A 23084-nucleotide genomic window follows, 5' to 3' on the forward strand; every position below is an offset into this window, starting at 1 on the left:
ACACCGTCTTCAGGTTCGCCAGCGTCTCCACCGAGCTCCCCGGGCGGATGCCCTCGTCCCTGCCGACCACCGTGCCGTCATCCAACCTCACCGGCGCGATCTGACCCTCGAAGCGACCCTCCTGCTGAGCCGCGGCGGCCTTCTCGTGCGAACCCACCGAGAACTCGTCGACCTGGGTCCGCGAGAAACCCCACTTCTCCGCGATCATCTCCGCCCCGACGCCCTGGTTCGGGAAGACACCGTCGTAGCGGGCCAGGAACTTGTCGCCGAACGGGTTGGCCCCGCCCCCGCCGATGGACGAGCCCATCGGCACCCGGCTCATCGACTCGACCCCACCGGCGACGACCACGTCGTACTGCCCCGCGATCAGCCCGGCCGCCGCGAAGTGCACCGACTGCTGCGAGGAGCCGCACTGGCGGTCGACCGTCACGCCGGTCACGGCCTCCGGCCAGCCCGCGGCCAGCACGGCCGTGCGGCCGATGTCCATCGTCTGCTCGCCGACCTGGGACACGCAGCCCCAGATGACGTCCTCGACCAGCGCCGGGTCGACGCCCGCGCGCTCCACGAGCGAGTTGAGCACGTGCGCGGACAGGTTGACCGGGTGCACCCCGGACAGACCACCGTTGCGCTTGCCGACCGGTGTCCGGACGGCCTCCACGATCACTGCGTCCCGCATCTCGACCCCTTCGTCGCGGTTCCGGTCGGTCCCGGTCGGTCCCGATCGGTGCCATTCCGGTCAGTGCTGCCTGTAATGGCACCGCTTCGCAGGATAGGGGGCGACCCGGCGGGCTCCCAGCGATCCGTCTCACACCCCCGGCCTGCGCCCGACCACCGCCACCGCGACGGCGACCGCGGCGGCCACCGAGACGGCCGCGACGACGAAGGCGATGCGGTAGCCCGCGCCCAGGGCCTCCGCGGTCGACGTGCCGGCCGCGGCGCGCCCCCCGGTCACCGCGGCGGCGACGGCGGCCAGCACCGCCGTGCCCAGCGCGCCGCCGACCTGCTGGCTGGTGTTGGCCAGCCCGGAGGCGAGACCGGCGTCGGCCGGGGTCGCGTCGGACATCATCACCGTGGTCACCGCGGGCAGCGACAGCCCGGCGCCGATCCCCAGCACGACCAGCGAGGGCAGCACGTCGAGCGCGTACGCGCCGACCGGCGGCCGGGCCAGCGCGAGCAGGCCAACCACCAGCAGCACCTGCCCGGCCACGAGCACCCCGAACGCGCCGAACCGCCCGATCAGCCGGCCGGACAGGGCCAGCGAGACGGCCGCGATGACCAGCGGGATCGGCAGCATCGCCAGCCCCGCGGCGGCCGGCTCGTAGCCCAGCGAGTTCTGCAGGTACTGCGCGGCGATGAACTGGAAGCCGAGCATCCCGGCCACCGTCAGCAGCTGCGCGGCGTTGCCGCCGGAGACCGCGCGGGAGGCGAAGATGCCCAGCCGGACCAGCGGCTCGCGCACCCGCCGCTGCCACAGCACGAACGCGACCAGCAGCGCGGCGGCCAGCACCCCGGTGGCGGTCCGGACCGCGGGCCCCGAGGTGTCGACGATCGTGAGCACGGCCAGCACGAGACCCGCGGTCACCAGCACCCCGCCGAGCACGTCGGGCCGGCCGGTGGCCGGGCGCGGCCCGTCGGGCGCGACCGCCCAGCGGATCAGCAGCACCGCGGCCAGCCCGATCGGCACGTTGACCCAGAAGATCCACGGCCAGCCCGCGGTCTCGGTCAGCACGCCGCCCAGCAGCACGCCGATCGAGGCGCCGGCGGCGCCGACGAAGGCGTAGACGCCCATCGCCTTCGCCCGCTCGGCCGGCTCGGGGAACAGCTCCACGACCATCCCGAGGACCACGGCGGAGGCCAGCGCGGCCGCGGCGCCCTGGGCGAACCGGGCGCCGATCAGCGTGGCCGGGTCGGGAGCGAGCCCGCACAGGATCGAGGCGAGCACGAACAGCACCAGCCCGGTGAGCAGGACGCGGCGGCGGCCGAGGAGGTCGCCGAGCCGGCCGGCCAGCAGCAGCAGGCCGCCGAGGGGCAGCAGGTAGGCGTTGACCGTCCAGGCCAGCGCCGAGGGCGAGAAGCCCAGGTCGGCCTGGATGGCCGGCAGCGCGATGCTGACGATCGTGCCGTCGAGGATCACCATCAGCAGCCCGAGGCAGAGCGCGCTCAGCGCCACCCAGCGGGAAGGGCGCCGCGGCTCGGCGAGCGCCTCGATCGGTCGTGCAGGACTGGTTCCGGTCATGACGGAACCGTAGCAGATGGTTCTGTTCGGGACGATCTATTTCTGCACTAGACCGAGCGGGACGACCTCCGGGTGCGCCGGACGCCCTCGGGCGCCGGCTTCGCGACCCGCAGCGGCCCGTCGCCGCCGACCAGCGCGACCATGCCGTCGAGCAGGGTCTCCCGCTGCTCGTCCGGCAGGACGCCCAGCACCTCGGCGTACACGCCGTCGATGATCGTGCGGGCCTTCTCGACCACCCGCCTGCCCTCGTCGGTGGTCTGCACGATCCGGGCCCGGCGGTCGGTCGGCGACGGGTGGCGGCGGGCCAGGCCCGCCTTCTCCAGGTGGTCCATCGTGACGACCATCGTGGTCTTGTCGAGCAGCGCGACCTCGGCCAGCTCGCCCTGGGTGAGCTCGCCGGGCAGCGCCTTGGACAGCACGCAGTAGCCGCGCGGCGTGATGCCCAGCTCGGCCAGCGCGGCGTTCATCCGCGCGGTCAGCACCTGGCTGGCCTTGTCGAACAGGTAGCTGAGGTCGGCGCGGATCTCGGCGTCGCTGCGGTTGTCCACAGCCCCAGGATAGGCGATGTTCCGCTGCGGAACCGTTCTGAAACCGATCGTCCCGTTATCGGACGGTTCCGCGGGCCAGTAGTTCGGCCGCGGTCAGCTCCGGCGCGGTGACCATGGCGTCGTGGCCGGTGGCCAGCTCGGAGAAGCCCCAGCCCTCGCGCCGCGCGATGGCGTGCGCGCTGTGCACGGCCGGGTACGCCGGCGCCGTGCAGCACACGTAGTGCACCGGCACGCCCGCGCCCAGCGGCGCCCGCAGCCGGAACGGCTCCGTGTAGGCGCGCAGCGGCTGCGGGGTGAGCCGCCGCGCCAACCACGCCTGGTCGTCGGCGTCGTCGACGCCGAACACGTGCGGCTCCGGCGGCGGGTAGGACAGCCCGCCCGACGTCCGCTCGGCCACCGCGATCCGGGCGGCCACGGCGTCCGGCGGCAGACCGGCGAAGCCGGGCTCCCCGGCCTCGACGACCACCCCGTCGAGCAGCACGATGGCGCGCAACCGCTCGGGAACGGCGTCGGCGACCCCGAGCGCCACCAGCGCCCCGAAGCTGTGCCCGACGAGCACGACGTCGGTCAGCTCCTCGCACTCCAGGACCGCCACGACGTCGCGCACCAGCGTCGCCGGCCCGACGTCTCCGGTGAGCAGGTGGGCCCGCTCGCCGAAGCCGGTCAGCGTCGGGGTGAACACCTCGTGGCCTGCCGCGCGCAGCAGCGGCGCCACCCGCCGCCAGCACCACCCGCCGTGGCAGGCACCGTGGACCAGCACGAACGGGCTCGTCACGCCGACACCTCCGCCACCGCTTCCGGTTCCGGCTGCCCCAGGTGGGTCAGCCAGCCGCGCAGCACCCGGTGCAGCGCCTCGGCGCCGACGACCTCACCGGGCGCGGGCAGCTCCGCCGGGTACAGCAGGAAGCCCCGCGACTGCGGGCCGCCCAGCCCGCCGTGCGAGCCGACGTGCGGCTCGAAGGCGGACGCCTCCTCGGTCACCGGGTCGAGCCGGCTGTTGATCACGATGTCCGGGCAGTGGGCGAAGCCGTCGGTGCGCCGGACGAGGTCGGCGGCGTGCGGACCGTAGTCGGCCAGCGGGTCGTCGCCGATCACCACGTCGGTGGCCAGCCTGCGCAACCCGTCGCGGGCCAGCACCACCGGGCCGAACTCGGCGCTGCGCACCAGCAGGAACCCGACCCCGGCGTGGTCGACCAGCGAGGGCAGCAGCTCCGGGTACTCGCGCTCGATGGTCTCCAGCTCGACGCGGCCCTCGTGCTCGGTGAACGACACCATCGCCACGTGCCCGGAGTCGACCACGACGACGCCCGGCGCGACCCTGGTGACGGCGTCGTGGGTGCCCTCGACGACCGGCGGGCGGCCGTCGTAACCCTGCACCCGGGCGCGCAGCCTGCGGGCGATCGGGCCCGCGGAGTCGGTGGCCTCGGCGAGCACCGCGCCGACCTGCCAGCCCTCCGCCGACCGGCGCGAACTGCGCCGCACCGGCGGCGGGTCGCCCCCGCAGAGCCGGCCCACGACGTGCTCGATGGGCTCGCCGAACCGGTCGGCGAACGCGTGGCCCTGGGTGAGGCCGTGGTCGGACAGCGCGACGATCCGGTACTCGCGCGGGGCCAGCTGGGCGGCCCGGTGCAGCCGGCCGAACTGCTGGTCCATCGCGCGCAGCACGGCCAGCGCGTCGAAGCGCTCGATGCCGGAGTGGTGGCCGACCTCGTCGTAGCCGAGCAGGTCGGCGTAGACGACCGAGCGCCCGGCCAGCATGTCCTCGACGATCGCCGAGATGACGATGTCGCGGACGATGACGTTCGTCGCGGCCCGGGCGAACGGGTAGAAGCCGCCGCGGCCGACGCGCGGGCGCACGTCGGCCCGCCACTGCCGGATCGCCGCCGAGACCTCGCGGGCGACGTCGACCAGCGCCGCGACCAGCGTCCGCACGCCGTTGCCCGGGTTGGCGAAGTAGGCGTAGTAGCCGGCGCCGACGCCGTCGCGGCTGCGCCGCCACCGCGACCCGCGCACCACCGGCACCGCGCTCATCGTCAGGCTGACGTGCTCGGCGTCGCCGGTGAAGAGGTTCCCCCGGCTGGCGCCGTTCACCGCCAGCAGGCCGCGCCCGTTCGAGTGGCGGCGCTCGATCTCGGCGGCGTCGACCGGGTGCGAGCACGCCATCACGTGGTCGCGGTCCTTCTCGTACCAGCGGAAGCCGAGGATGTCGTCGTTGTCGCCGTGCAGGATGCCGCAGACGCTGGCCCCGGTCTGCGAGCTCCAGTCGCAGTGCCACTCGGCCAGCCGGTGGCTGCCCTCGGCGAGCCAGCGGGCGAACGTGGGCATGTCGCCGTCGCGCACCGCGCGGCGCACCGTGTCCACGCCCAGCCCGTCGACCTGCAGGAAGATGACCCCGGGCGGTTGCTCCCCGGCGGGCCCGGTCCCGGCGCGGGCCCGGCGCCGGCCGGCCCGGCGGAAGAACAGCTCGTCCTCGTCGAGCGCCAGCAGGCTGCTGATCACGGCGCCGACCAGCGCCATCGCGACCGCCACGAGCACACCGGTGCGCAGGTCCGCGATCTCCACGCCGGGCACGGCGAACGCGATCGCCAGCACGCCCGCGCCGAGCAGCAGGTACGACCCGACGCCCAGGGTGAACAGCGCCACCGGCAGCGCGACGCGCAGCACCAGTGGCCACACCATCGCGCTGAGTACGCCGAACAGCAGCGCGAACACCGGCGGCTGCCACCAGCCCGCCATCCGGAACCCGGTCAGCAGGTCGTCCAGCAGCACCAGCGCGCCCGCCGCCAGCGCCCACACCAGCAGCACCCGCGCCACGACCCGACCGCCGCGCAGCAGCCGGCCCCCGGTGCCGTCGCCGCTCATCGCCCTCCCTCGCCGCTGCGCCCGGTCAGCGCTTCGCGCACGCACTGTGCCGATGATCCGCCCGCAAGCTCACTCACCGCGGGCCCGCCGCCGTCGTGCGCTCGCGCCGGCGCCGCAGCAGCGCCGCGACCAGCGAGGACAGCGCGCCGACCAGCAGCACGACGACCGCGGCCAGCAGCGGGGCGACCAGCGGGTCGTCGAACAGGCCGCCGGTCGCGACCCCGAGGGCCGTGTAGACGGCCGACCACAGCAGGCAGGCAAGCGCGGCCGCGGCGGTGAGCCGCTGCCACGGGTAGCGCAGCGCGCCCGCCGCCAGCAGCACCGGCACCCGGCCGGCGGGCAGCAGCCGACCGCCCACCACCAGCAGCCAGCCGTGCTCGGCGAACTGCCGGCGGGCGGTGTCGAGCCGCTCGGGGTGGTGCCCGCGGGCGATCCAGCGCAGCGCGGCGTCGCTGCCGACCCGGGCCGCGCCGAAGGTGATCAGGTCGCCCAGCAGCGCACCCGCCGCGGCCAGCACGACCACCAGCGGCAGCGACAGCTCCCCCGACGTGACCGCGACGGCCGCGGCCGCCCCGACGACGGCCCCGGTGGGCACGACGGGGATCACCGACCCGAGCAGCACGCCGCCGAACAGCGCCGGGTAGCCGATGGCGGACGTCCCCGGCCAGCCGTCGGCGAGCACGGTCTGGCTCAGCACGGTCCACCTTCCGGGACGGCGTCGGGCAGCCGCACCTGCTCGCCCGGCTCGGTGACCACGACCCTGGTGGGGCCGTCGGCGCGCGCCACGGCCGCGGCGAACTCGCGCGGCGGGTCCACCAGCAGCCTGCGCATCCGGGCGCCCGCCCGGCCGGGGGCCCGGACGAGCCCGGCGAGCGCCAGCGTCCCCCAGTGCACCGGCACCGCGACCCGCGGCCGGATGCGGGCGACGGCCTCGGCGGCCCGCACCGGGTCCAGGTGGCCGGGCCCGAGCGTCGGCCCCCACCCCCACACCGGCAGCAGCGCCACGTCGAGCGGGGGGAGCCCGGCCATGGCGGGGAACAGGTCAGTGTCGCCCGCCGCGTAGACGGCGCGCCCGCCGCCCTCCAGCAGGTGGCCCATGGCCCGCGCCTGCGGCCCGCGCGTCGACCGCGGCCCCCACCGGTGCCCGCTGTGCGCGGCCTCGACCCCGGTGACCCGCAGGTCGCCGTGCTCGAACACCTCCCCGGCCGCCAGCTCCTCGACCCGGGAGACCCCCTTGGCGCGCAGCCATTCCCCCGCCCCGCGCGGCACCACCACCCGCGCCCCCAGCTTGCGCAGCGACGGCAGGTGCAGGTGGTCGCCGTGCAGGTGCGACAGCAGCACGACGTCGACGTCGGCCCAGTCGGCCGGCGCGGGCGGGCGCGACGCGCGCCGCAGCGGCCCGACGGCCCCGGTCAGCACGGGGTCGGTGAGCACGACCGTCCCGGCCAGCTCCACCCGCACGGTCGAGTGGCCGAGGAACCGCAACGCGAGCCCGGGCACCGCAGCAGTATCCCCCGCCGACCCGCCGCGACTACCGCTCGACCCGCCTCAGCCGCCCCGACCCTCCCGGACGAACCTGCCCTCCCGGACGAACATGGCCTCCGCCGCGTCCGCCGTCCGCTCCACCGGCCCACCCGGCTCCCACGCGTCCAGCAGCCACGCCGCCGGCTCGGCGAACGGCGGCTCCCGCCGCGGCAGCACCAGCCGCGCCGACGCCCACCGCGGCGGCCGCTCCGGCGACCCGGCCAGCACCCGCACCATCTGCGGCTCCACGGTGCGCCGCACCGGAGCGGCGTCGCCCAGCACCGCGCACGCCTCCACCGACCCGTCCGCGCCGAGGCGCAAGCTGTCGGCCCGCTCGGTGACGAACTCCCACAGCCCCGTCCGTTCGAGCTCCCGGCGCTCGTCCGGCACCTCCGGCGCATCGGTCATGGCCCCACCCCTGCATGTTCGGCGACGTGTGCCCGACAGCGTCGCGGCCGGAGATCGGCTCCGGTATTCCCGAACCGGGTGGCGCAAACACACCCTCCCCACCCCGTCGAGAACGAAGTTGTCGTGATCCACAAGCCCTGTCGATCACGACAGCTTCGTTCTCGACGGGACCTGGTGCCGGGGGAACGTGGCTGGTTGGACGAGAGCCGCGCTCGTTCGGCCGAGGCGGCGAGGGAGGGCCGTCCTCGTAGGGCTGGCGGGGACCTCGCAGCGCTGGCGGGAGACGTCGCAGCCCTGGCAGGGTCGTCGCAGCACGCCGGCGGGCTGCGACCACACACCCGGCGCTGCGAGCACACCCCCGGCTCTGTGAGCCCGGCCCCCTGCTTGAGCCGAGGTCGCCCTCCGCGTAGGAGCCGCCGGAGGCGCAGTAGACAGCGACCTGTGTGGGCGGCGTGCCCAGCACGATCGGGACGTAACGGCGCCTTCGGCAAGTCACGCCCAGGCGAACAGCGAGCGTCTGAGCAGGGAAAAAGCGCCTCCGCGGCGGGCGACCTCTGATCAAGCAGGGCCTTCTCGCAGGGGGTGTGGGCGTCGTGGGCCAGGCGTGTCAGCCGAAACGAACCGGCTGCCCCGTCGCCTCCAGCACCGACAACCACAGGTCGCCGTGGGGGTCGACCTGGTTGCGCCGGCTGACCGCGGTGCCCATCGGGATGTGCACGAACCGGCGCCGATAGCGGCCGACCACCATCTCGGTCCGCCCCGACATCGCCGCGTGCACCGCGGCCTGCGACAGCCGCACGCAGTAGACGCTGTCGTAGGGGTTGGCGGGGACGCTGCGGATGGCGTAGCTGGGGTCGATGTAGCGGATGGAGGTGTCGATGCCGGCGTCGGCGAAGTGGTCGGCGATGCGCCGGCGCAGGTAGGGGCCGATGTCCTGGAGGCGGGTGTTGCCGGAGGCGTCGTGGCCGGCGTGGGGGTCGCCGACGAGGTCCTGGCCGGCGCCCTCGGCGACGACCGCGACCGCGTGGCCGCGCTCCTCGACGCGTCGGCGCAGGTGGGCGAGCACGCCGTTCTCGCCGTCGAGGGCGAACGGGACCTCGGGGATCAGGACGACGTCGGCGCCGCTGCGGGCGAGGGCGGCGTAGCTGGCGATGAAGCCGGAGTGGCGGCCCATGAGCTTGACCAGGCCGACCCCGTTCGCGGTGGACTTGGCCTCCACCTGCGCGGCCCGGATGGAGTCGCTGGCCAGGCCGAACGCGGTCTGGAAGCCGAAGCTCTGGTCGATGTAGGGGATGTCGTTGTCGATGGTCTTGGGCACGCCGACGACCGAGATCAGCAGGTTGCGCTCGGCGATCACCCTGGCGACCTGCATGGCGCCGCGCATGGAGCCGTCGCCGCCGACCACGAACAGGATGTTGACGTGCAGCCGCTCCAGGCAGTCGACGATCTCCTCGGGGTCCTGGGGGCCGCGGGAGGTGCCGAGCACGGTGCCGCCGTCGGTGGCGATGTCGCGCACCGACTCCGGCGTCAGCTCGACGACGTCGTGCCCGTAGGAGGCGCAGAAGCCCTGGTAGCCGTTGCGGATGCCGACGACCCTGCGCACCCGGTAGTGGTGGGTGAGACTGCGCACCAGGCCGGCGATCACGTCGTTGAGGCCGGGGCAGAGCCCGCCGCAGGTGACGATGGCGGCGCGGGTCTTCGCCGGGTCGAAGAAGATCTTGCGGCGGGGTCCGCACGGCTCCATGCCGGGCAGCGCGTCGGCCGGGACGCCGCGGGAGGCGACGCCTGCGACGGTGTCGTCGAGCAGGACGCGGTCGTTCTCGTGGGCGTAGTGCTCGCTGGTGCGGCGGGCCCCCAGCAGCGGCTCCATCGGCGAGGTGATGCGGGCGGGGCCGAGGGTCCGCACCCGCATGTCCGGGACGGGCTCGGTGCGGGGCAGTTCGACGACATCGGCCGAGAAGTCGTCGGCGCCGACATCGGCACTGTAACCGTGGCTCGGGTCGAAGGCGCTGGTCACGGCACTCCCAAGGGGACGGGGCTGCGATCCGGGTGTGCGGGGCCCGCGCCGCGCCGGTGAGGCCGCGACCCGCGTCTGTACCGTTCCAGTGTGCCCCGTCACGGCGGCCGGACCAAGGGGGTTCGCCGAGTTCGCCGACGGTCAGCGCGGGCGCACGGACAGCGACTCCGGCCGGTCAGCGCAGGCCCATCGCGCGGTTGACCGCGATCTCGATGACGACGCGCTCGGGGTTGACCCGCGGCTGCCGGTAGCGCCGCGCGTACCGGGCGACGGCGTCGGCCACGGCGTCCGGGTCGTCGCGGACGACGGCCGCGCCCTCCAGCGTCGACCACAGCCTGCCCTCGACCTGGGAGACGACCGCCGTGCCGGTGGCGCGCACGTTGCGCACCTTCTGCGACCCGCCGCCGCAGATCACCCTGGCCAGCCCGGCGTCGACGTCGAGCGTGACGCCCACCGGCACGACGTGCGGGCTGCCGTCGCGGCGCAGCGTCACGAGCGTCGCGAGCCTGCGGACGGCCCAGAAGTCGACGAACTCCGCGGATGCCGTCCGGAGGTCCAGGGTGTGTGACACAGCTCGACCCTATTCAACTTGCTAATGGCAACTATCTCGTGGTCACCTGAATCGGTGCCGGACCCCGCGCCTCCCGCTCCACCAGCGAAGCGAACCCCCCGCCCGTCCCTCGTGATCCTCGTGCTGGCCTCCTGCGGGTTGGCCGTGTCGCTGATGCAGACCCTGGTCGTGCCGCTGCTGCCGCAGTTCCCCCGGCTGCTGGACACCTCCCCGGCCACCGTGGCCTGGCTGGTGACCGCGACGCTGGTGGCCGGCGCGGTGTGCGCGCCGCTGCTGGGCAGGCTCGGCGACATGTACGGGCGGAAGCGGATGCTCGTGCTGGCGCTGGGGCTGGTCACCGCGGGATCGGCGCTCGGGGCCGTGGCACCGGGGGTCGAGGTGCTGATCGTGGCCCGCGTGCTGCAGGGCGCCTCGCTCGGCGTCGTGCCGCTGGGCATCAGCATCATGCGCGGCGTCCTGCCCGAGGGGCGCGTGGGCAGCGGGGTCGCCCTGATGAGCTCGTCGCTGGGCATCGGCGGGGCGATCGGCCTGCCGATCACCGGCCTGGTCGCCGAGCACCTGGGCTGGCGGTGGCTGTTCGCCGGGGCCGCCGTGCTGTGCGCGGTGCTGCTGGCGCTGGTCCAGCGCACGGTGGCCGAGTCGGCGCAGCGCACGGGCGGCCGGTTCGACCTGCTCGGCGCGATCGGACTGGGCGCGGCGCTGGTCAGCCTGCTGCTGGCGATCTCGAAGGGCAGCGAGTGGGGCTGGGGCAGCCCCCGCGTGCTGGGCCTGCTCGTCGCGGCGGTCGTGCTGTTCGCCCTGTGGGGCCGGCTGGAGATGCGGGTGCGCACCCCGCTGGTCGACCTGCGGATCTCGGCGCGCCCGGCGGTGCTGTGGACGAACGTGGCCTCGGTGCTGATCGGCTTCTCGATGTTCGCCGGCTTCCTGCTGACCACGCAGGTGCTGCAGGCGCCCACCTCCACCGGCTACGGCCAGGGGCTGTCGCTGATCGCGGCGGGCATGGTCCTGCTGCCCGTCGGCGCGGTGATGGTGGTCTTCTCGCCGATCTCGGCGCGGATCTCCGACCGGCGGGGCGCCCGCACCACCCTGATCATCGGCGCGGTCATCCTGACCGCGGGCAACATCTGGCAGGCCACCATCCCGCCGACGGTCCCGCTCATCATGGCGGCCACCACGGTCACCTCGATCGGCGCCGCACTGGCCTACTCGGCCATCCCGATGCTGATCATGGACGCCGTGCCGTCCTCGGAGACGGCCGCCGCGAACAGCCTCAACTCGCTGATGCGGATGCTCGGCACGTCCTCGTGCAGCGCGTTCACCGCGGCCGTCGCCTCCGGGATGGTCATGCGGGTCGACGGGCACGCGGTGCCGACGGCCGGCGCGTACACGCTCGTGTACGTGGTCGCGTCCGGCGCCGGGCTGGCCGCCGTGGGCATCATGGCGGCGCTGCCGCGGCTGGCGCGCGCCCGGCGGGCCGCGGTCGTCGCGCCCGCCACGGCGTCGGCCTGACTCAGCGCTCCGGCCGGAACACCATGCAGCTGCTGGTGGCGTGCGCGACCAGCCGGCCCTGCGCGTCCAGCAGCCGGGCCTCGGCCAGCGCGGTGCGCCCGCCCAGGTGCACCAGCAGCCCCTCGCAGCGCACCCGGCCGGAGCCGGCGCGCAGCGCCCGGATGAACTTCACCGTGAGGTCAAGGCTGGTGTAGCGGGCGCCGGCGGGCAGCGCGCTGTGCACCGCGCAGCCGCAGGCCGAGTCGAGCAGCGTGGCGTAGACGCCGCCGTGCACGGAGCCGATCGGGTTGAAGTGGTACTCGGCCGGCTCGAACGAGAACACCACCCGGCCCTCGTCGACCTCGTCCACGGCGAAGCCGAGGGTGCCCGCGATCGGCGGGCCGGGCACCTCGCCGGCGGCCATCATCCGCAGGAAGGTCAGCCCGTCGACCTCGGCGGCGGCCGCCGCGGTGCGCAGCGGGTCCTCCCAGGTGTGGGTGCGCCGGCGGGTGCCGGTGGTGGTGGGGTCGGGTTCGGTGACGGTCACGCGGTCTCCAGGGTCGCCGGGGTGGGTGTCGGGGCAGCGGTGCGGGTGCGGCCCACGGCGAGGCCGCACCCGACGGTGAGCAGGGCGGTGGCCGTCATGACCAGCCAGCCCGCCCGGAACGTGGCCGGCTCGGCCGCGCCGGCCAGTGCCGAGAGCAGCACGGCGATGCCCAGCACGGCGCCGATCTGGCGGGCGCAGGTGCCGACCGCGCTGCCGGTCGCGAAGTGCGCGGCGGGCAGCCGCGACACGCTGGCCGTGGCCAGCCCGGAGTAGACGAGGCCGACCCCGGCGCCGGTCAGCAGCGTGGCCGGCAGGAAGGCCGCCAGGTAGGCGGGCTCGGGACCGACCCTGGTGGCGAACAGCACGCAGCCCAGCGCGAACAGCAGGCCGCCGGGCACGATCGCCAGCCGGGCGCCGAACCGGTCGCTGATCCGCCCGCCGATGGTCGACCCGGTCGCGGCCAGGATCGGGCCGGGCGTCACCGCGACGCCGGCCAGCAGCGTCGGGTAGCCCCAGACCTCGGTCATGAACAGCACGTTCGACAGCAGCAGCGCGTAGAAGCCGCCGGAGAAGACCAGGTAGCCCAGCACGGCAGCGGAGAACGGCCGGATGGCGAACAGGGCGGGCGCGACCAGCGGGTTCGGCACGCGCCGGCTGCGCCACGCGAAGAGCGCCACGAGCGCCGCGCCGCCGAGGAGCGGCCAGAGCGTGGCCGGCGCGCCCCACGCACCGCCCTCGCCGTTGACGATGCCCAGCGACACGAGCGCGACACCGGAACCGAGCAGCAGCACGCTCAGCGGGTCGGGCAGGCCCGCGCCCTCCCCGCGCGACTCGACGAGCACCCGCAGCGCGACCACCAGCGTCACCGCCACGATCGGCAGGTTGATCAGGAAGACCGCGCGCCAGCCGAACGCGTCGACGAGCAGCCCGCCCAGCGCCGGCCCGGTGGCCGCGGCGATGCCGCCCATGGCGCCCCACGTGCCGATCGCGGTGCCGCGGCGCTCGGGCGCGAACGCCGGCAGCAGCAGCGCCAGCGACGCCGGCACCAGCAGGGCGGCCGCCGCGGCCTGCAGCACCCTGGCCGCCACCAGCAGGCCCGCCGTCGGTGCGACGGCGCAGGCGAGCGAGGCGACGGCGAACACGCCCAGTCCGGTGACGAAGACGCGGCGGCGGCCGTACAGGTCGGCGGCGCGCCCGGCCGGGATGAGCAGCACCGCGAACACCACGTTGTAGGCGCTGAAGACCCAGGACAGGTCGGCCAGCGAGGTCGAGCCGAACGACCGGGAGATCGCCGGGAACGCGATGTTCACGATCGTGACGTCGAGGAACGCCATGAAGACGGCCAGCGACGTGACGGTCAGGACGGCGCCGCGCCGCTGGGTCCCCATGAGAAACGCAGCGTAGAGAGCTGGGTTGTTGATAGCAACCCCGCTACGCTGTGTCCGTGGACTGGTCCAAGATCGACAGCCAACGCTGCTCGGTGGCCCGCGCCGCGAGCGTCGTCGGGGACGCGTGGACCGTGGTGGTGCTGCGCGACCTGTTCAACGGCATCCGCCGCTTCGACGACCTCACCGCGCACCTCGGCATCGCCCGCAACGTGCTCACCCGCCGCCTGGCCACCCTCGTCGACGAGGGCATCGTCGTCCGCGTCCCGTACCGGGAGCCGGGCAGCCGCGAGCGCCACGAGTACCGGCTCACCCAGGCCGGCCGCGACCTGCGCCCGATCATCCTGGCCATGCTGGCCTGGGGCGACGTGCACCGTTCCGACGGCTTCGGCCCGCCGATGCGCGTCGAGCACGCGGAGTGCGGCGCCGGGGTGCACATCGAGTTGCGCTGCGACGACGGCCACCTGCTGACCCCGACGACCCGGCTGCGGGCCGTCCCCGGCCCCGGCGCCCGCGTCGCCGCCGACTGACCCACCCCCTGGCCGTCGAAAACGAACTTACGGTCGATTGGACCGGTCCAAACTCACGACAACCTCGTTCTCGACGTCAGGGGCGCAGGGTGGCGGCCAACTCCTCGGCGATCGCGAGGTCGCCGGCGAGCACCTCGCGCTCGGCGTCGGACAGGTCCATCCCCGCCACCTCCGCCAGCAGCGCCGCGGCGCCGTCGCGGTCGTCGGTGCGCACCAGCAGTTCGATCAGGAAGACCAGCGCCGGCACGCGCTCGGTCGCCGGGGCGTCGGCGTGCCGGTCGAGGCCGTTGCGCAGCACCCGCACGCCCGCCGCCTCGTCGCCGTGCGAGTCGGCCTGCCGGGAGGCGTTGGCCATCACCCGGCTCAGCCGGTCGTCCGCCGACCCGCCGCCGTCGTCGGCGAACGCGCTGATCCGCAGCCAGTTGCCGCCCGGGTCGACCACCGAGAAGCCGGCCGACGTGCCCTGCTTGGAGCGGGGCCGGGTCATCCGCGGGATGCCGGAGAGCGGTACCCGACCGAAGGCCTCGCGCAGACCTGCCGCGAACGCCCGGTGCAGGGCCCCGGTGTCGGGCACGAGCACGACGACGGTGCCCATCGAGTCGGCCGGGTCGAACCCCTCGACCGCGAAGAAGTGCAGCTGGATCCCCCCGCGCCGGACGGCGGCGAACGGGTTGGGCCGCTGCTGGCGGTAGGTCACCTCGAAACCGAGCGCGTCGTAGAACGGCAGGACGTCGTCGAGGTCGCGGCAGGGCAAACCGGGGATCACGGTCTCGGGGCGCACACCAAACATCGTACAGTGTTCGGAGTATTTCCTGGAGGTGGCCGATGGTGGACTACGCCGGGCGCGGCGACGCCGAGCGCACGATGGCGCTGCTCTGGGACGGCGTCCCGGCCCCCCGCCGCGGCCCCCGCCCCCGCCTCGACCTCGACCGCCTCCTCGACACCGCCGTCGCCGAGGCCGACCGCGCCGGACCCGACGCCCTGTCCATGCGCGCCCTCGCCCAGGCACTCGGCATCGGCACGGCCTCGCTGTACACCTACGTCCCCGGCAAGGCGGAACTGCTGGAACTGATGGTCGACCGGGTCGTCGGCGCCCAACCCCTCCCCCGCCCCGACGCCGGGTGGCGCGCCGGCCTGCACGACCTGGCCACCGCGGACCTCGCCGCCTACCGCGCCCACCCGTGGCTCCTGCAGGTCGCCACCTCCCGCTCGGTCTTCGGCCCGCACGTCATCACCCGCTACGAGGCCGCCCTCGCCCTCCTCGACGGCCACGGCCTCCCCGCGGCGGACGTCGTGCGCGGCGTGGCGGCCGTCGAGTCCTACACGCGCGGCGCCGCGGCGGCCGTCGTCGAGGCGGAGCAGGCCCCCGCCCGCACGGGCAGCAGCGACGACGACTGGTGGGAGCAGCGCGCCCCCCTCCTGGACGACCGCATGCGCGGCCGATTCCCCCGACTGGACGCCCTGGACCGGGCCGGCGGGTTCGCGGTCTCCGGCACCGACCTGCCGTACACGCTGCAACGCGCCCTGGACCGCTTCACCCACGGCCTGGACCTGGTCCTCGACGCCCTAGCCGCCCGACTCACCCCCTCCCCTTCCCCCTCCCCCTCCCCCACCCCCACCTGACCCCCCTCACCCCACCTGACCCCCCCACCCCCTCCAGGGCGTCCTCGCAGCACCGGTGTGGTCCTCGCAGGGTCCACACACCCTGCGCGGACCCGACCGCCCCTGCGAGGACGTCCGGGCCTGGGGGTCACCGCGCTCCTGGATGACGGGTCGGCGTCGACACCGCCGAAGGGGTCAGAGCGTGCGCTGGTCGCGGCGGATGGGGTGGTCGGCGGGGACCTCGACCAGGACGATCCGGGTGCCGTCCGGGTCGGCGACCCACATCTCGTGCAGCCCCCACGGCTCCTGCCGCGGCTCCCGCACGACGTGCCCGGCGAGCTCCCGGTGCGCGGCGGCGAGGTCGCGGACCTGCAGCCACAGGGCCACGGCGGGGCCGGCGGGCTCGGCGACGCTCCCGGAGAGCTCGAGGTGGCCGCCGCCGAGGAAGAACACCGTTCCGCCGGGGAACTCGCGGGCCACGGCGAGGCCGAGGACGTCGCGGTAGAACGCGAGGCTGCGCTCCATGTCCACCGGATGCAGCAGTACGCGCGCGGCCAGGACCTCCATCGGCCCCTCCTTCGGGTTCGGTGGCGGATTCGGTGGCGCCGGTCAGCTCGGGTACGCGGCCAGGTGCTCGGCGATCAGCTCGGCGAGCTGGGCGGGGGCCTGGTCGGGGACCCAGTGGCTCACCCCGCGCAGCTCGACGAACCGGAACGGCGCCTCGACGTAGCGGTCGGCCAGCAGTGCGGCGTCGCGGGTGATGGCGGTGTCGCCGTCGCTCCACACGAACAGGGTGGGGACGCGGACGCGCCCGGGCGAGCCGCCGCGGGCGAACCGCATGGCCCGGTACCAGTTCAGGGCGGCGGTCAGGGCGCCGTCCTCGGCCATCGCGGCGGCGTCGCGCTCGGCGGCCGGCGCGGACTGGCCGCTGCGGCGCAGCATCGTGGCGAACCGCGACCCGGCCAGGCCCCGCTCGGCCAGTCCGGGGACCTGGAACGCCAGCATGTACCAGGACGCGAGGGCTTGCCGGCCGCGGCGCATCGCGCGCAGCATGGCCGCGGGCGGGGGCACCGAGACGGCGGTCAGCGAGCGGAGCCGGTCGGGGTGGCGGCCGGCCAGGGCCCAGGCCACGGCGGCGCCCCAGTCGTGCCCGACGACGTGCGCCCGCCCGTCCGGGCCGGCGACGTCGTCCAGGACGGCGAGCGCGTCGGCGACGAGTTCGTCGACCACGTAAGCGCGCGCCCCGGCGGGTCGCGCGCCCGGCGAGTAGCCGCGCTGGTCGGGGGCGACGCAGCGGTAGCCGCGCCCGGCCAGCCGCGACGCGACGCCCGCCCAGGACGACGCGTGCTGCGGGAAGCCGTGCAGCAGCAGCACCGGGTCGCCGTCGGCCGGGCCGTGCTCGACGACGTCGAAGGTCAACTCACCGCGGGTCACCGTTCGCACGAGCACATCCTGCCCTTCCCCACCCGGATCGGCGTGATCACGCCCGACCGGGGGAACACCTCCGTCGCCCGGACGCGGGTTGTGCGACCGGGTGGCCTCTAGTTCAGTGGTGGCCGCCCGCGCGGCTACGGTCCTGCGGTCGGGTGCACCGGATCGGTGCAGAGTCGACTCCATCGGAGTCGACGCAGTGCGGGACCGGATCGGGAGGCGCGCCACCAGCAATGGGAGTGATCAGGTCGTGACGGTGCAGTCGTTCCAGCGAGTCGCCATCGTGAACCGGGGTGAACCGGCGATGCGGCTGATCAACGCGGTGCGGGAGTGGAACGCCGAGATCGCCTCGCCGGGGTCGGCGCTGCGGGCGGCCGGCCGGCCCCCGCTGCGCACGATCGCGATCTACACGGCGGTCGACCGGCACGCGATGTTCGTGCGGGAGGCCGACGAGGCCGTGCTGATCGGCCCGGACGACCCGGACCAGGCCTTCGCCGCCAGCCCCTACCTCGACCTCGCCGAGCTGGAGCGGGGACTGAAGGCGGCCCGCGCCGAGGCGGTGTGGCCGGGGTGGGGCTTCGTGTCGGAGCGGGCCGACTTCGCGCGCCTGTGCCGCGACATCGGGGTCGTGTTCATCGGGCCGTCGCCGGAGGTGATGGAGCGGCTCGGCGACAAGATCGCGGCCAAGGAGCTGGCCGAGCGGGTCGGCGTGCCGCTGGCCGCGTGGAGCGGCGGCGCGGTCGCCGACGTCGACGCCGCCCGCGAGCACGCCGAGCGGATCGGCTACCCGCTGATGGTCAAGGCCACCGCGGGCGGCGGTGGGCGCGGCATCCGCCGCGTCGACTCCCCCGACCAGCTGGCCGAGGCGTTCGAGCGGGCCGGGTCGGAGGCGGCCAAGACCGCGGGCGACGCCACGGTGTTCCTGGAGCGGGCCATCCGCGGCGGGCGCCACGTCGAGGTCCAGGTCGTCGCCGACGCGAGCGGCGACGTGTGGACGCTGGGCGTGCGCGACTGCTCGGTGCAGCGGCGCAACCAGAAGGTCATCGAGGAGTCGGCGTCCACGGCGCTGGACGCCGAGCAGGAGAAGCTGCTGCGCGAGTCGGCCGCCGACCTCGCCCGCGCCGCCGGCTACGTCAACGCCGGCACCGTGGAGTTCCTCTACGAGCCCAAGGAGCGGCTGCTGTCGTTCCTGGAGGTCAACACCCGGCTGCAGGTGGAGCACCCGGTCACCGAGGCCACGACCGGCGTCGACATCGTCAAGCTGCAGCTGCACGTGGCGATGGGCGGGCGGCTGGCCGACTCCGGCGCGGCCGACCCCGACGGCGGCGCCCCGCGCCCGCGCGGGCACGCCATCGAGGCCCGGCTGACCGCAGAGGACCCCGAGCAGGACTTCGCCCCCGCCCCGGGCCGCATCGAGCACCTGGCGCTGCCCAGCGGGCCCGGCGTCCGCGTGGACACCGGCGTCGCCACGGGCGACCTGATCCCGCCGCAGTTCGACTCGATGATCGCCAAGGTGATCGCGTGGGGCCGCGACCGGGCCGAGGCCAGGGCCCGGCTCTCCCGGGCGCTGCGCCAGACCGCTGCCGTGATCGACGGCGGCACCACCAACAAGGCGTTCCTGCTCGACCTGCTCGACCGCCCGGAGATCCTCTCCGGCGAGACCGACACCACCTGGCTCGACACCATGATGGCCGCGGGCTACGCCCCGCCGCAGCGGCTCGACGTCGCGCTGCTGGCCACGGCCGTGGAGGCGCAGGACGCGCACGTCGCCCGCCAGCGCCAGCGGCTGTTCGCCTCGGCCGAGCGCGGGCGCCCCGAGGTCGGGCACGACGCCTGGCACCAGGTCGACGTCCGGGTGGCGGGCGAGTCGTACCGGCTGCGGGTCGCGCAGATCCGCGGCGGGCGCTACCGCGTCGAGCTCGACGGGGTCGTCGTCGACGTCGACGCCGAGCGCACCGGCCACGTCGAGCGCAGGCTGACGGTGCAGACCGAGCGCGGCCCGGAGTCGTTCGCGGTGCTGGCGGTCCCGCCGCACGGCAACTCGTCGGACTACCTCATCGAGGTCGACGGGGCCGTGCACCGGATCTCCGGTGGGGAGGCCGGCCTGGTCCGGGCTCCGGCGCCGGCGATGGTGGTGGCGCTGCCGGTCGCCGAGGGCGACCAGGTCGCCGCGGGCGACGTGGTGGCGATCGTGGAGAGCATGAAGCTGGAGACGGCGCTGCGCGCGCCGGTCTCCGGCCGGGTGCGCGAGGTGCTGGTCGCGGCGAACACCCAGGTCGAGGGCGGCACGAAGCTGGTGCGCCTGGAGCCCGACGCCGACTCGGCCGCCGGCCCCGCCGGCAAGCGCGCCGACCTGTCCGGGCTGGCCAGCCCGCCGGCCACCGGGGAGGCCGCCGCCGACGTCGCCGCCGACGCGCTCACCTCGCTGCGCTACCTGGTGCTGGGCTACGACGTCGACGAGCGCGACGCCCGGCCGCTGCTGGCGGCGCTGCGGGCCGCCCGGGAGGCGCTGCCCGCCGACGACCCGGCCGTGCTGGCCGGCGAGACCGCGGTGCTGCGCATCTTCGCCGACATGTGCGCCCTGTCGCGCAACCGGCGCGGCCCCGAGGACGAGACGCAGCCGGTCGACCCGGCCGGCGAGGAGGCCCGCAACCCGCAGGAGTACCTCTACGCCTACCTGCGCTCCCGCGACGCCGACGCCGAGGGGCTGCCGGAGTCGTTCCGGGAGAAGCTGCGCCGGGCGCTGGCCAACTACGGCGTGCCCGACCTGGAGCCCTCCGACCAGCTCAGCACCGCCCTGTACCGGATGTTCCTGGCCCACCGGCGGGCGTCGTCGCAGGTGCCGGTGGTGCTGGAGCTGCTGCAGTGGCGGCTCACCCACCCCGACTCGCTGCCGCCCGCGGCCCGCGAGGCCTACCAGGCGATGCTCGACCGGCTCGTCACCGCCACCCAGCTGCGCCACCCGGTGATCGGCACGTTGGCCCGGCGGGTGCGCTACACGTGCTTCGACGCCCCGCTGATCGCCGACGAGCGGGCGCGCGGCCAGGCCCGGGTGCGCGAGGAGCTCGATCGGCTCTCCGACGACCCGGCCGAGCGCTCGGTGCAGATCGACCGGATCGTCGCCGCGGCCGAGCCGATCCTGGGCGTGTTCGGCGAACGGCACCACGCGGCGATGCTGGAGGTGATGACCCGGCGCTACTACCGGGTGCGCTCGCTCACCGACGCGACGGTGCAGGACCGCGGCGGCCGCCCGCTGCTCACCGCCGACTACTCGCACGACGGCCGCGACATCGTCGTGCTGGCCACCACGGTGCACACCGCCCCGGACGCCCCGGCGTGGGGCGACCCGATGTCCGTGCAGGGCGACCTGCGGCGGATCATCTCGCAGCTGCCCGACGGCAAGGTCGCGGTGCTCGACCTCTACGTCATCGCGGGCGAGGCGCCCGACGCCGACGCCGAGCGGTCGGCGGAGAAGATCCGGGCGATGCTCGGCCCGCTGCCCGAGCGGCTGACCCGGGTCGCGGTGGCGGTGCGCCGCCCCGGCGGCGACGAGCGCTCGGCGTGGTTCACCTTCGTCCCGGCCGGTTCCGCGGCGGGGGCCGGCTCCTCGCCGAACGACCGCCGCCCCGTGGAGGACCGCACGCTGCGCGGCCTGCACCCGATGGTCGCCGAGCGGCTGGGCCTGTGGCGGCTGGACGGGTTCGAGCTGACCCGGCTGCCGTCCCCGGTCGACGTGCACCTGTTCCGGGCGGTGGGCCGCGCGGTGCCGGCCGACAAGCGCCTGATCGTGCTGTCGGACGTGCGCGACCTGACCGTCCTGCGCGGCGACGACGGCCGCATCCGCGCCCTGCCCCAGCTGGAGCACGTGCTGGACTCCTGCCTGGAGGCGCTGCGCGCGGCCCGCGCCGCCGACCGCGACGACGCCAAGCTCGACTGGAACCGGGTGCTGCTCTACGTCTGGCCGGTCGTCGACGTGCCGCTGGAGGAGATGGACTCCGTGGTGCGGGTGCTCGCCCCGCGGACGCTGGGGCTGGGCCTGGAGCAGGTGCTGGTGCAGTTCCGCTCCGCCGACCAGGGCGCGGAGCCCGCCCAGTACATGCTGCGGATGTCGCGCCCGCCGGGCGCCGGGTTGACGGTGCGCGTCACCGAACCGCCCACGCAGCCGCTGCGCGAGCTGGACGCCTACGCGCAGAAGGTGATCCGGGCCCGCCGCCGCGGCGCGGTCTACCCCTACGAGCTGGTGCCGATGCTGCTGCGCAACCCCGACCGGGGCGGCGCGCAGGGCGCGTTCACCGAGTACGACGTCGACGCGGCGGGCGCCCCGGTGCCGGTCGAGAGGGCGCCGGGCGGCAACACGGCCAACATCGTGCTGGGCACGGTGACCACGGCGACCGAGCGCTACCCGGAGGGCATGACCCGGGTCGTGCTGATCGGCGACCCGACCAGGGCGCTGGGTGCGCTGGCCGAGCCGGAGTGCCGGATCGTGCTGGCCGCGATCGCGCTGGCCCGCCGCCTCGACGCGCCGATCGAGTGGTTCGCGGTGTCGGCCGGCGCGAAGATCGCGATGGACTCCGGGACCGAGAACATGGACTGGATCTCCCGGGTGCTGCGCGGGATCGTCGAGTTCACCCAGGACGGCGGCGAGATGAACATCGTCGTCACCGGGATCAACGTGGGCGCCCAGCCGTACTGGAACGCCGAGGCCACGATGCTGATGCACACCAAGGGCATCCTCGTGATGACGCCCGACAGCGCCATGGTGCTCACCGGCAAGCAGTCGCTGGACTACTCCGGCGGGGTGAGCGCCGAGGACAACTTCGGCATCGGCGGCCACGACCGGATCATGGGCCCGAACGGGCAGGCGCAGTACTGGGCGCCCGACCTGGCGGGCGCGGTCGACGTGCTCCTGGCCCACTACGAGCACACGTACCGCGCGCCCGGGGAGCGCTTCCCGCGCCCGGCCCCGAGCACCGACCCCGTCGAGCGCGACGTCTCCGACTCCCCGCACAGCGGCCCGGGCTGCGACTTCACCACGGTCGGCGAGGTGTTCACGGCCAACCCGGGGCGCAAGAAGCCGTTCGACATCCGCTCGGTGCTGGCCGCGGTCGCCGACTCCGACCACCCGACGCTGGAGCGCTGGGTGGACATGATCGACGCCGAGGGCGTGGTCGTGCTCGACGCCCACCTGGGCGGGCACCCGGTGGCCCTGCTGGGCATCGAGTCGCGCCCGCTGCCCCGCCGCGGCCCGGTCCCGGTGGACGGCCCGACCACGTTCACCGCCGGCACGCTGTTCCCGAAGTCGTCGAAGAAGACCGCCCGGGCGATCAACGCGGCCAGCGGCAACCGCCCGCTGGTGGTGCTGGCCAACCTGTCGGGCTTCGACGGCTCGCCGGAGTCGCTGCGCCAGCTGCAGCTGGAGTACGGCGCCGAGATCGGCCGGGCGGTCGTCAACTTCGACGGCCCGATCGTGTTCTGCGTGGTCAGCCGCTACCACGGCGGGGCGTTCGTGGTGTTCTCCGGCACGCTGAACGACAACATGGAGATCGCCGCCGTCGAGGGGTCCTACGCCTCGGTGCTCGGCGGCGCCCCCGCCGCCGCGGTGGTGTTCGCCGGCGAGGTCAACAAGCGCACCGCGGCCGACCCGCGCATCGCCGAGCTGGAGGCCGGCATCGCCGCGGCCGCCCGCGCGGGCGACGGGTCCGAGAGCGCCCGGCTGACGGCCGAGCTGGCCACCGTGCGCCCGGGGGTGCGGGCGGAGAAGCTGGGCGAGATGGCCGACGAGTTCGACGCGGCGCACAGCGTCCAGCGCGCCCAGCGCGTCGGCTCCGTCGACCAGATCGTGCCGCCCACCCGGCTGCGCCCATACCTGATCGACGCCGTCCGGCGCGGCATGGCCAAGGCCGGCTCCACCCGCTGAACCGTTGTCGGGAAAGCC

At 75.0% G+C, this 23084-nt stretch carries 19 protein-coding genes; 4 read left to right on the plus strand and 15 right to left on the minus strand.

All coding sequences use genetic code 11. The annotated features are described in order from the left end of the window. The 10 genes from KIK08_RS19160 to KIK08_RS19205 all read right to left on the minus strand — a co-directional run. A partial coding sequence (locus tag KIK08_RS19160) for a thiolase family protein (RefSeq protein WP_305849596.1) occupies positions 1-676 on the minus strand: 676 nt, incomplete at its 3' end. Positions 677-805: 129 nt separating this feature from the next. Further along, the gene (locus tag KIK08_RS19165) at positions 806-2236 is read right to left on the minus strand and encodes an MFS transporter (protein WP_214404567.1); all 1431 of its coding nucleotides are present in this window, start codon (positions 2234-2236) and stop codon (positions 806-808) included. Positions 2237-2283: 47 nt separating this feature from the next. Further along, a complete protein-coding gene (locus tag KIK08_RS40065; RefSeq protein WP_214404568.1) occupies positions 2284-2784 on the minus strand; it encodes a MarR family winged helix-turn-helix transcriptional regulator in 501 nt (166 codons plus the stop codon). 55 nt (positions 2785-2839) lie between these two features. Continuing rightward, positions 2840-3559 carry an alpha/beta fold hydrolase gene (locus KIK08_RS19175; RefSeq protein WP_214404569.1) on the minus strand — a complete coding sequence of 240 codons (720 nt, stop codon included), beginning with the start codon at positions 3557-3559 and terminating at the stop codon, positions 2840-2842. Beyond that, on the minus strand, positions 3556-5646 hold the full coding sequence (locus KIK08_RS19180; protein ID WP_214404570.1) for a phage holin family protein: 2091 nt from the start codon (positions 5644-5646) through the stop codon (positions 3556-3558). The genes KIK08_RS19175 and KIK08_RS19180 overlap by 4 nt, the downstream gene beginning before the upstream one ends. Before the next feature lie 73 nt (positions 5647-5719). After that, a complete protein-coding gene (locus KIK08_RS19185) occupies positions 5720-6343 on the minus strand; it encodes a DedA family protein (protein WP_308257733.1) in 624 nt (207 codons plus the stop codon). Further along, complete coding sequence (locus tag KIK08_RS19190) at positions 6337-7146, minus strand: MBL fold metallo-hydrolase (RefSeq protein ID WP_214404571.1); 810 nt, start codon at positions 7144-7146, stop codon at positions 6337-6339. The genes KIK08_RS19185 and KIK08_RS19190 overlap by 7 nt, the downstream gene beginning before the upstream one ends. A 48-nt stretch (positions 7147-7194) precedes the next feature. Further along, positions 7195-7578, minus strand: coding sequence for a hypothetical protein (locus KIK08_RS19195; protein WP_214404572.1), 384 nt, complete (start codon positions 7576-7578; stop codon positions 7195-7197). Between the two features lie 607 nt (positions 7579-8185). Next, positions 8186-9490 carry an ATP-dependent 6-phosphofructokinase gene (locus tag KIK08_RS19200; RefSeq protein WP_214404589.1) on the minus strand — a complete coding sequence of 435 codons (1305 nt, stop codon included), beginning with the start codon at positions 9488-9490 and terminating at the stop codon, positions 8186-8188. 280 nt (positions 9491-9770) lie between these two features. Continuing rightward, positions 9771-10166: a TIGR03618 family F420-dependent PPOX class oxidoreductase gene (locus KIK08_RS19205; RefSeq protein ID WP_214404573.1), complete on the minus strand. Its 396-nt coding sequence runs from the start codon at positions 10164-10166 to the stop codon at positions 9771-9773. A gap of 111 nt (positions 10167-10277) precedes the next feature. Between KIK08_RS19205 and KIK08_RS19210 the strand changes: the two genes are divergently transcribed. After that, positions 10278-11675 carry an MFS transporter gene (locus KIK08_RS19210; protein ID WP_308257734.1) on the plus strand — a complete coding sequence of 466 codons (1398 nt, stop codon included), beginning with the start codon at positions 10278-10280 and terminating at the stop codon, positions 11673-11675. Between the two features lies 1 nt (position 11676). Here KIK08_RS19210 and KIK08_RS19215 read toward each other — a convergent pair whose 3' ends face one another. Beyond that, positions 11677-12201, minus strand: coding sequence for a PaaI family thioesterase (locus KIK08_RS19215; RefSeq protein WP_308257735.1), 525 nt, complete (start codon positions 12199-12201; stop codon positions 11677-11679). Continuing rightward, entirely contained in the window at positions 12198-13589 is a 1392-nt protein-coding gene (locus KIK08_RS19220; RefSeq protein ID WP_214404575.1) for an MFS transporter, read from the minus strand. Before KIK08_RS19220 ends, KIK08_RS19215 begins: the two co-directional genes overlap by 4 nt. A gap of 56 nt (positions 13590-13645) precedes the next feature. Here KIK08_RS19220 and KIK08_RS19225 point away from each other — a divergent pair, with 56 nt between their 5' ends. Continuing rightward, on the plus strand, positions 13646-14116 hold the full coding sequence (locus tag KIK08_RS19225) for a winged helix-turn-helix transcriptional regulator (protein WP_214404576.1): 471 nt from the start codon (positions 13646-13648) through the stop codon (positions 14114-14116). A gap of 76 nt (positions 14117-14192) precedes the next feature. Here KIK08_RS19225 and KIK08_RS19230 read toward each other — a convergent pair whose 3' ends face one another. Continuing rightward, a complete protein-coding gene (locus KIK08_RS19230; protein WP_214404577.1) occupies positions 14193-14897 on the minus strand; it encodes a bleomycin resistance protein in 705 nt (234 codons plus the stop codon). 44 nt (positions 14898-14941) lie between these two features. Here KIK08_RS19230 and KIK08_RS19235 point away from each other — a divergent pair, with 44 nt between their 5' ends. Continuing rightward, positions 14942-15739 carry a TetR/AcrR family transcriptional regulator gene (locus KIK08_RS19235; RefSeq protein WP_214404578.1) on the plus strand — a complete coding sequence of 266 codons (798 nt, stop codon included), beginning with the start codon at positions 14942-14944 and terminating at the stop codon, positions 15737-15739. Positions 15740-15913: 174 nt separating this feature from the next. Here KIK08_RS19235 and KIK08_RS19240 read toward each other — a convergent pair whose 3' ends face one another. Next, positions 15914-16285 carry a VOC family protein gene (locus tag KIK08_RS19240; RefSeq protein ID WP_214404579.1) on the minus strand — a complete coding sequence of 124 codons (372 nt, stop codon included), beginning with the start codon at positions 16283-16285 and terminating at the stop codon, positions 15914-15916. A gap of 42 nt (positions 16286-16327) precedes the next feature. Next, a complete protein-coding gene (locus KIK08_RS19245) occupies positions 16328-17161 on the minus strand; it encodes an alpha/beta fold hydrolase (protein ID WP_308257736.1) in 834 nt (277 codons plus the stop codon). 238 nt (positions 17162-17399) lie between these two features. Here KIK08_RS19245 and KIK08_RS19250 point away from each other — a divergent pair, with 238 nt between their 5' ends. Next, on the plus strand, positions 17400-23066 hold the full coding sequence (locus tag KIK08_RS19250; RefSeq protein ID WP_214404581.1) for an ATP-binding protein: 5667 nt from the start codon (positions 17400-17402) through the stop codon (positions 23064-23066). The last annotated feature ends 18 nt before the right edge of the window (positions 23067-23084 follow it).

The sequence above is a fragment of the Pseudonocardia lacus genome, from assembly GCF_018531445.1.
Lineage (GTDB): Bacteria > Actinomycetota > Actinomycetes > Mycobacteriales > Pseudonocardiaceae > Pseudonocardia > Pseudonocardia lacus.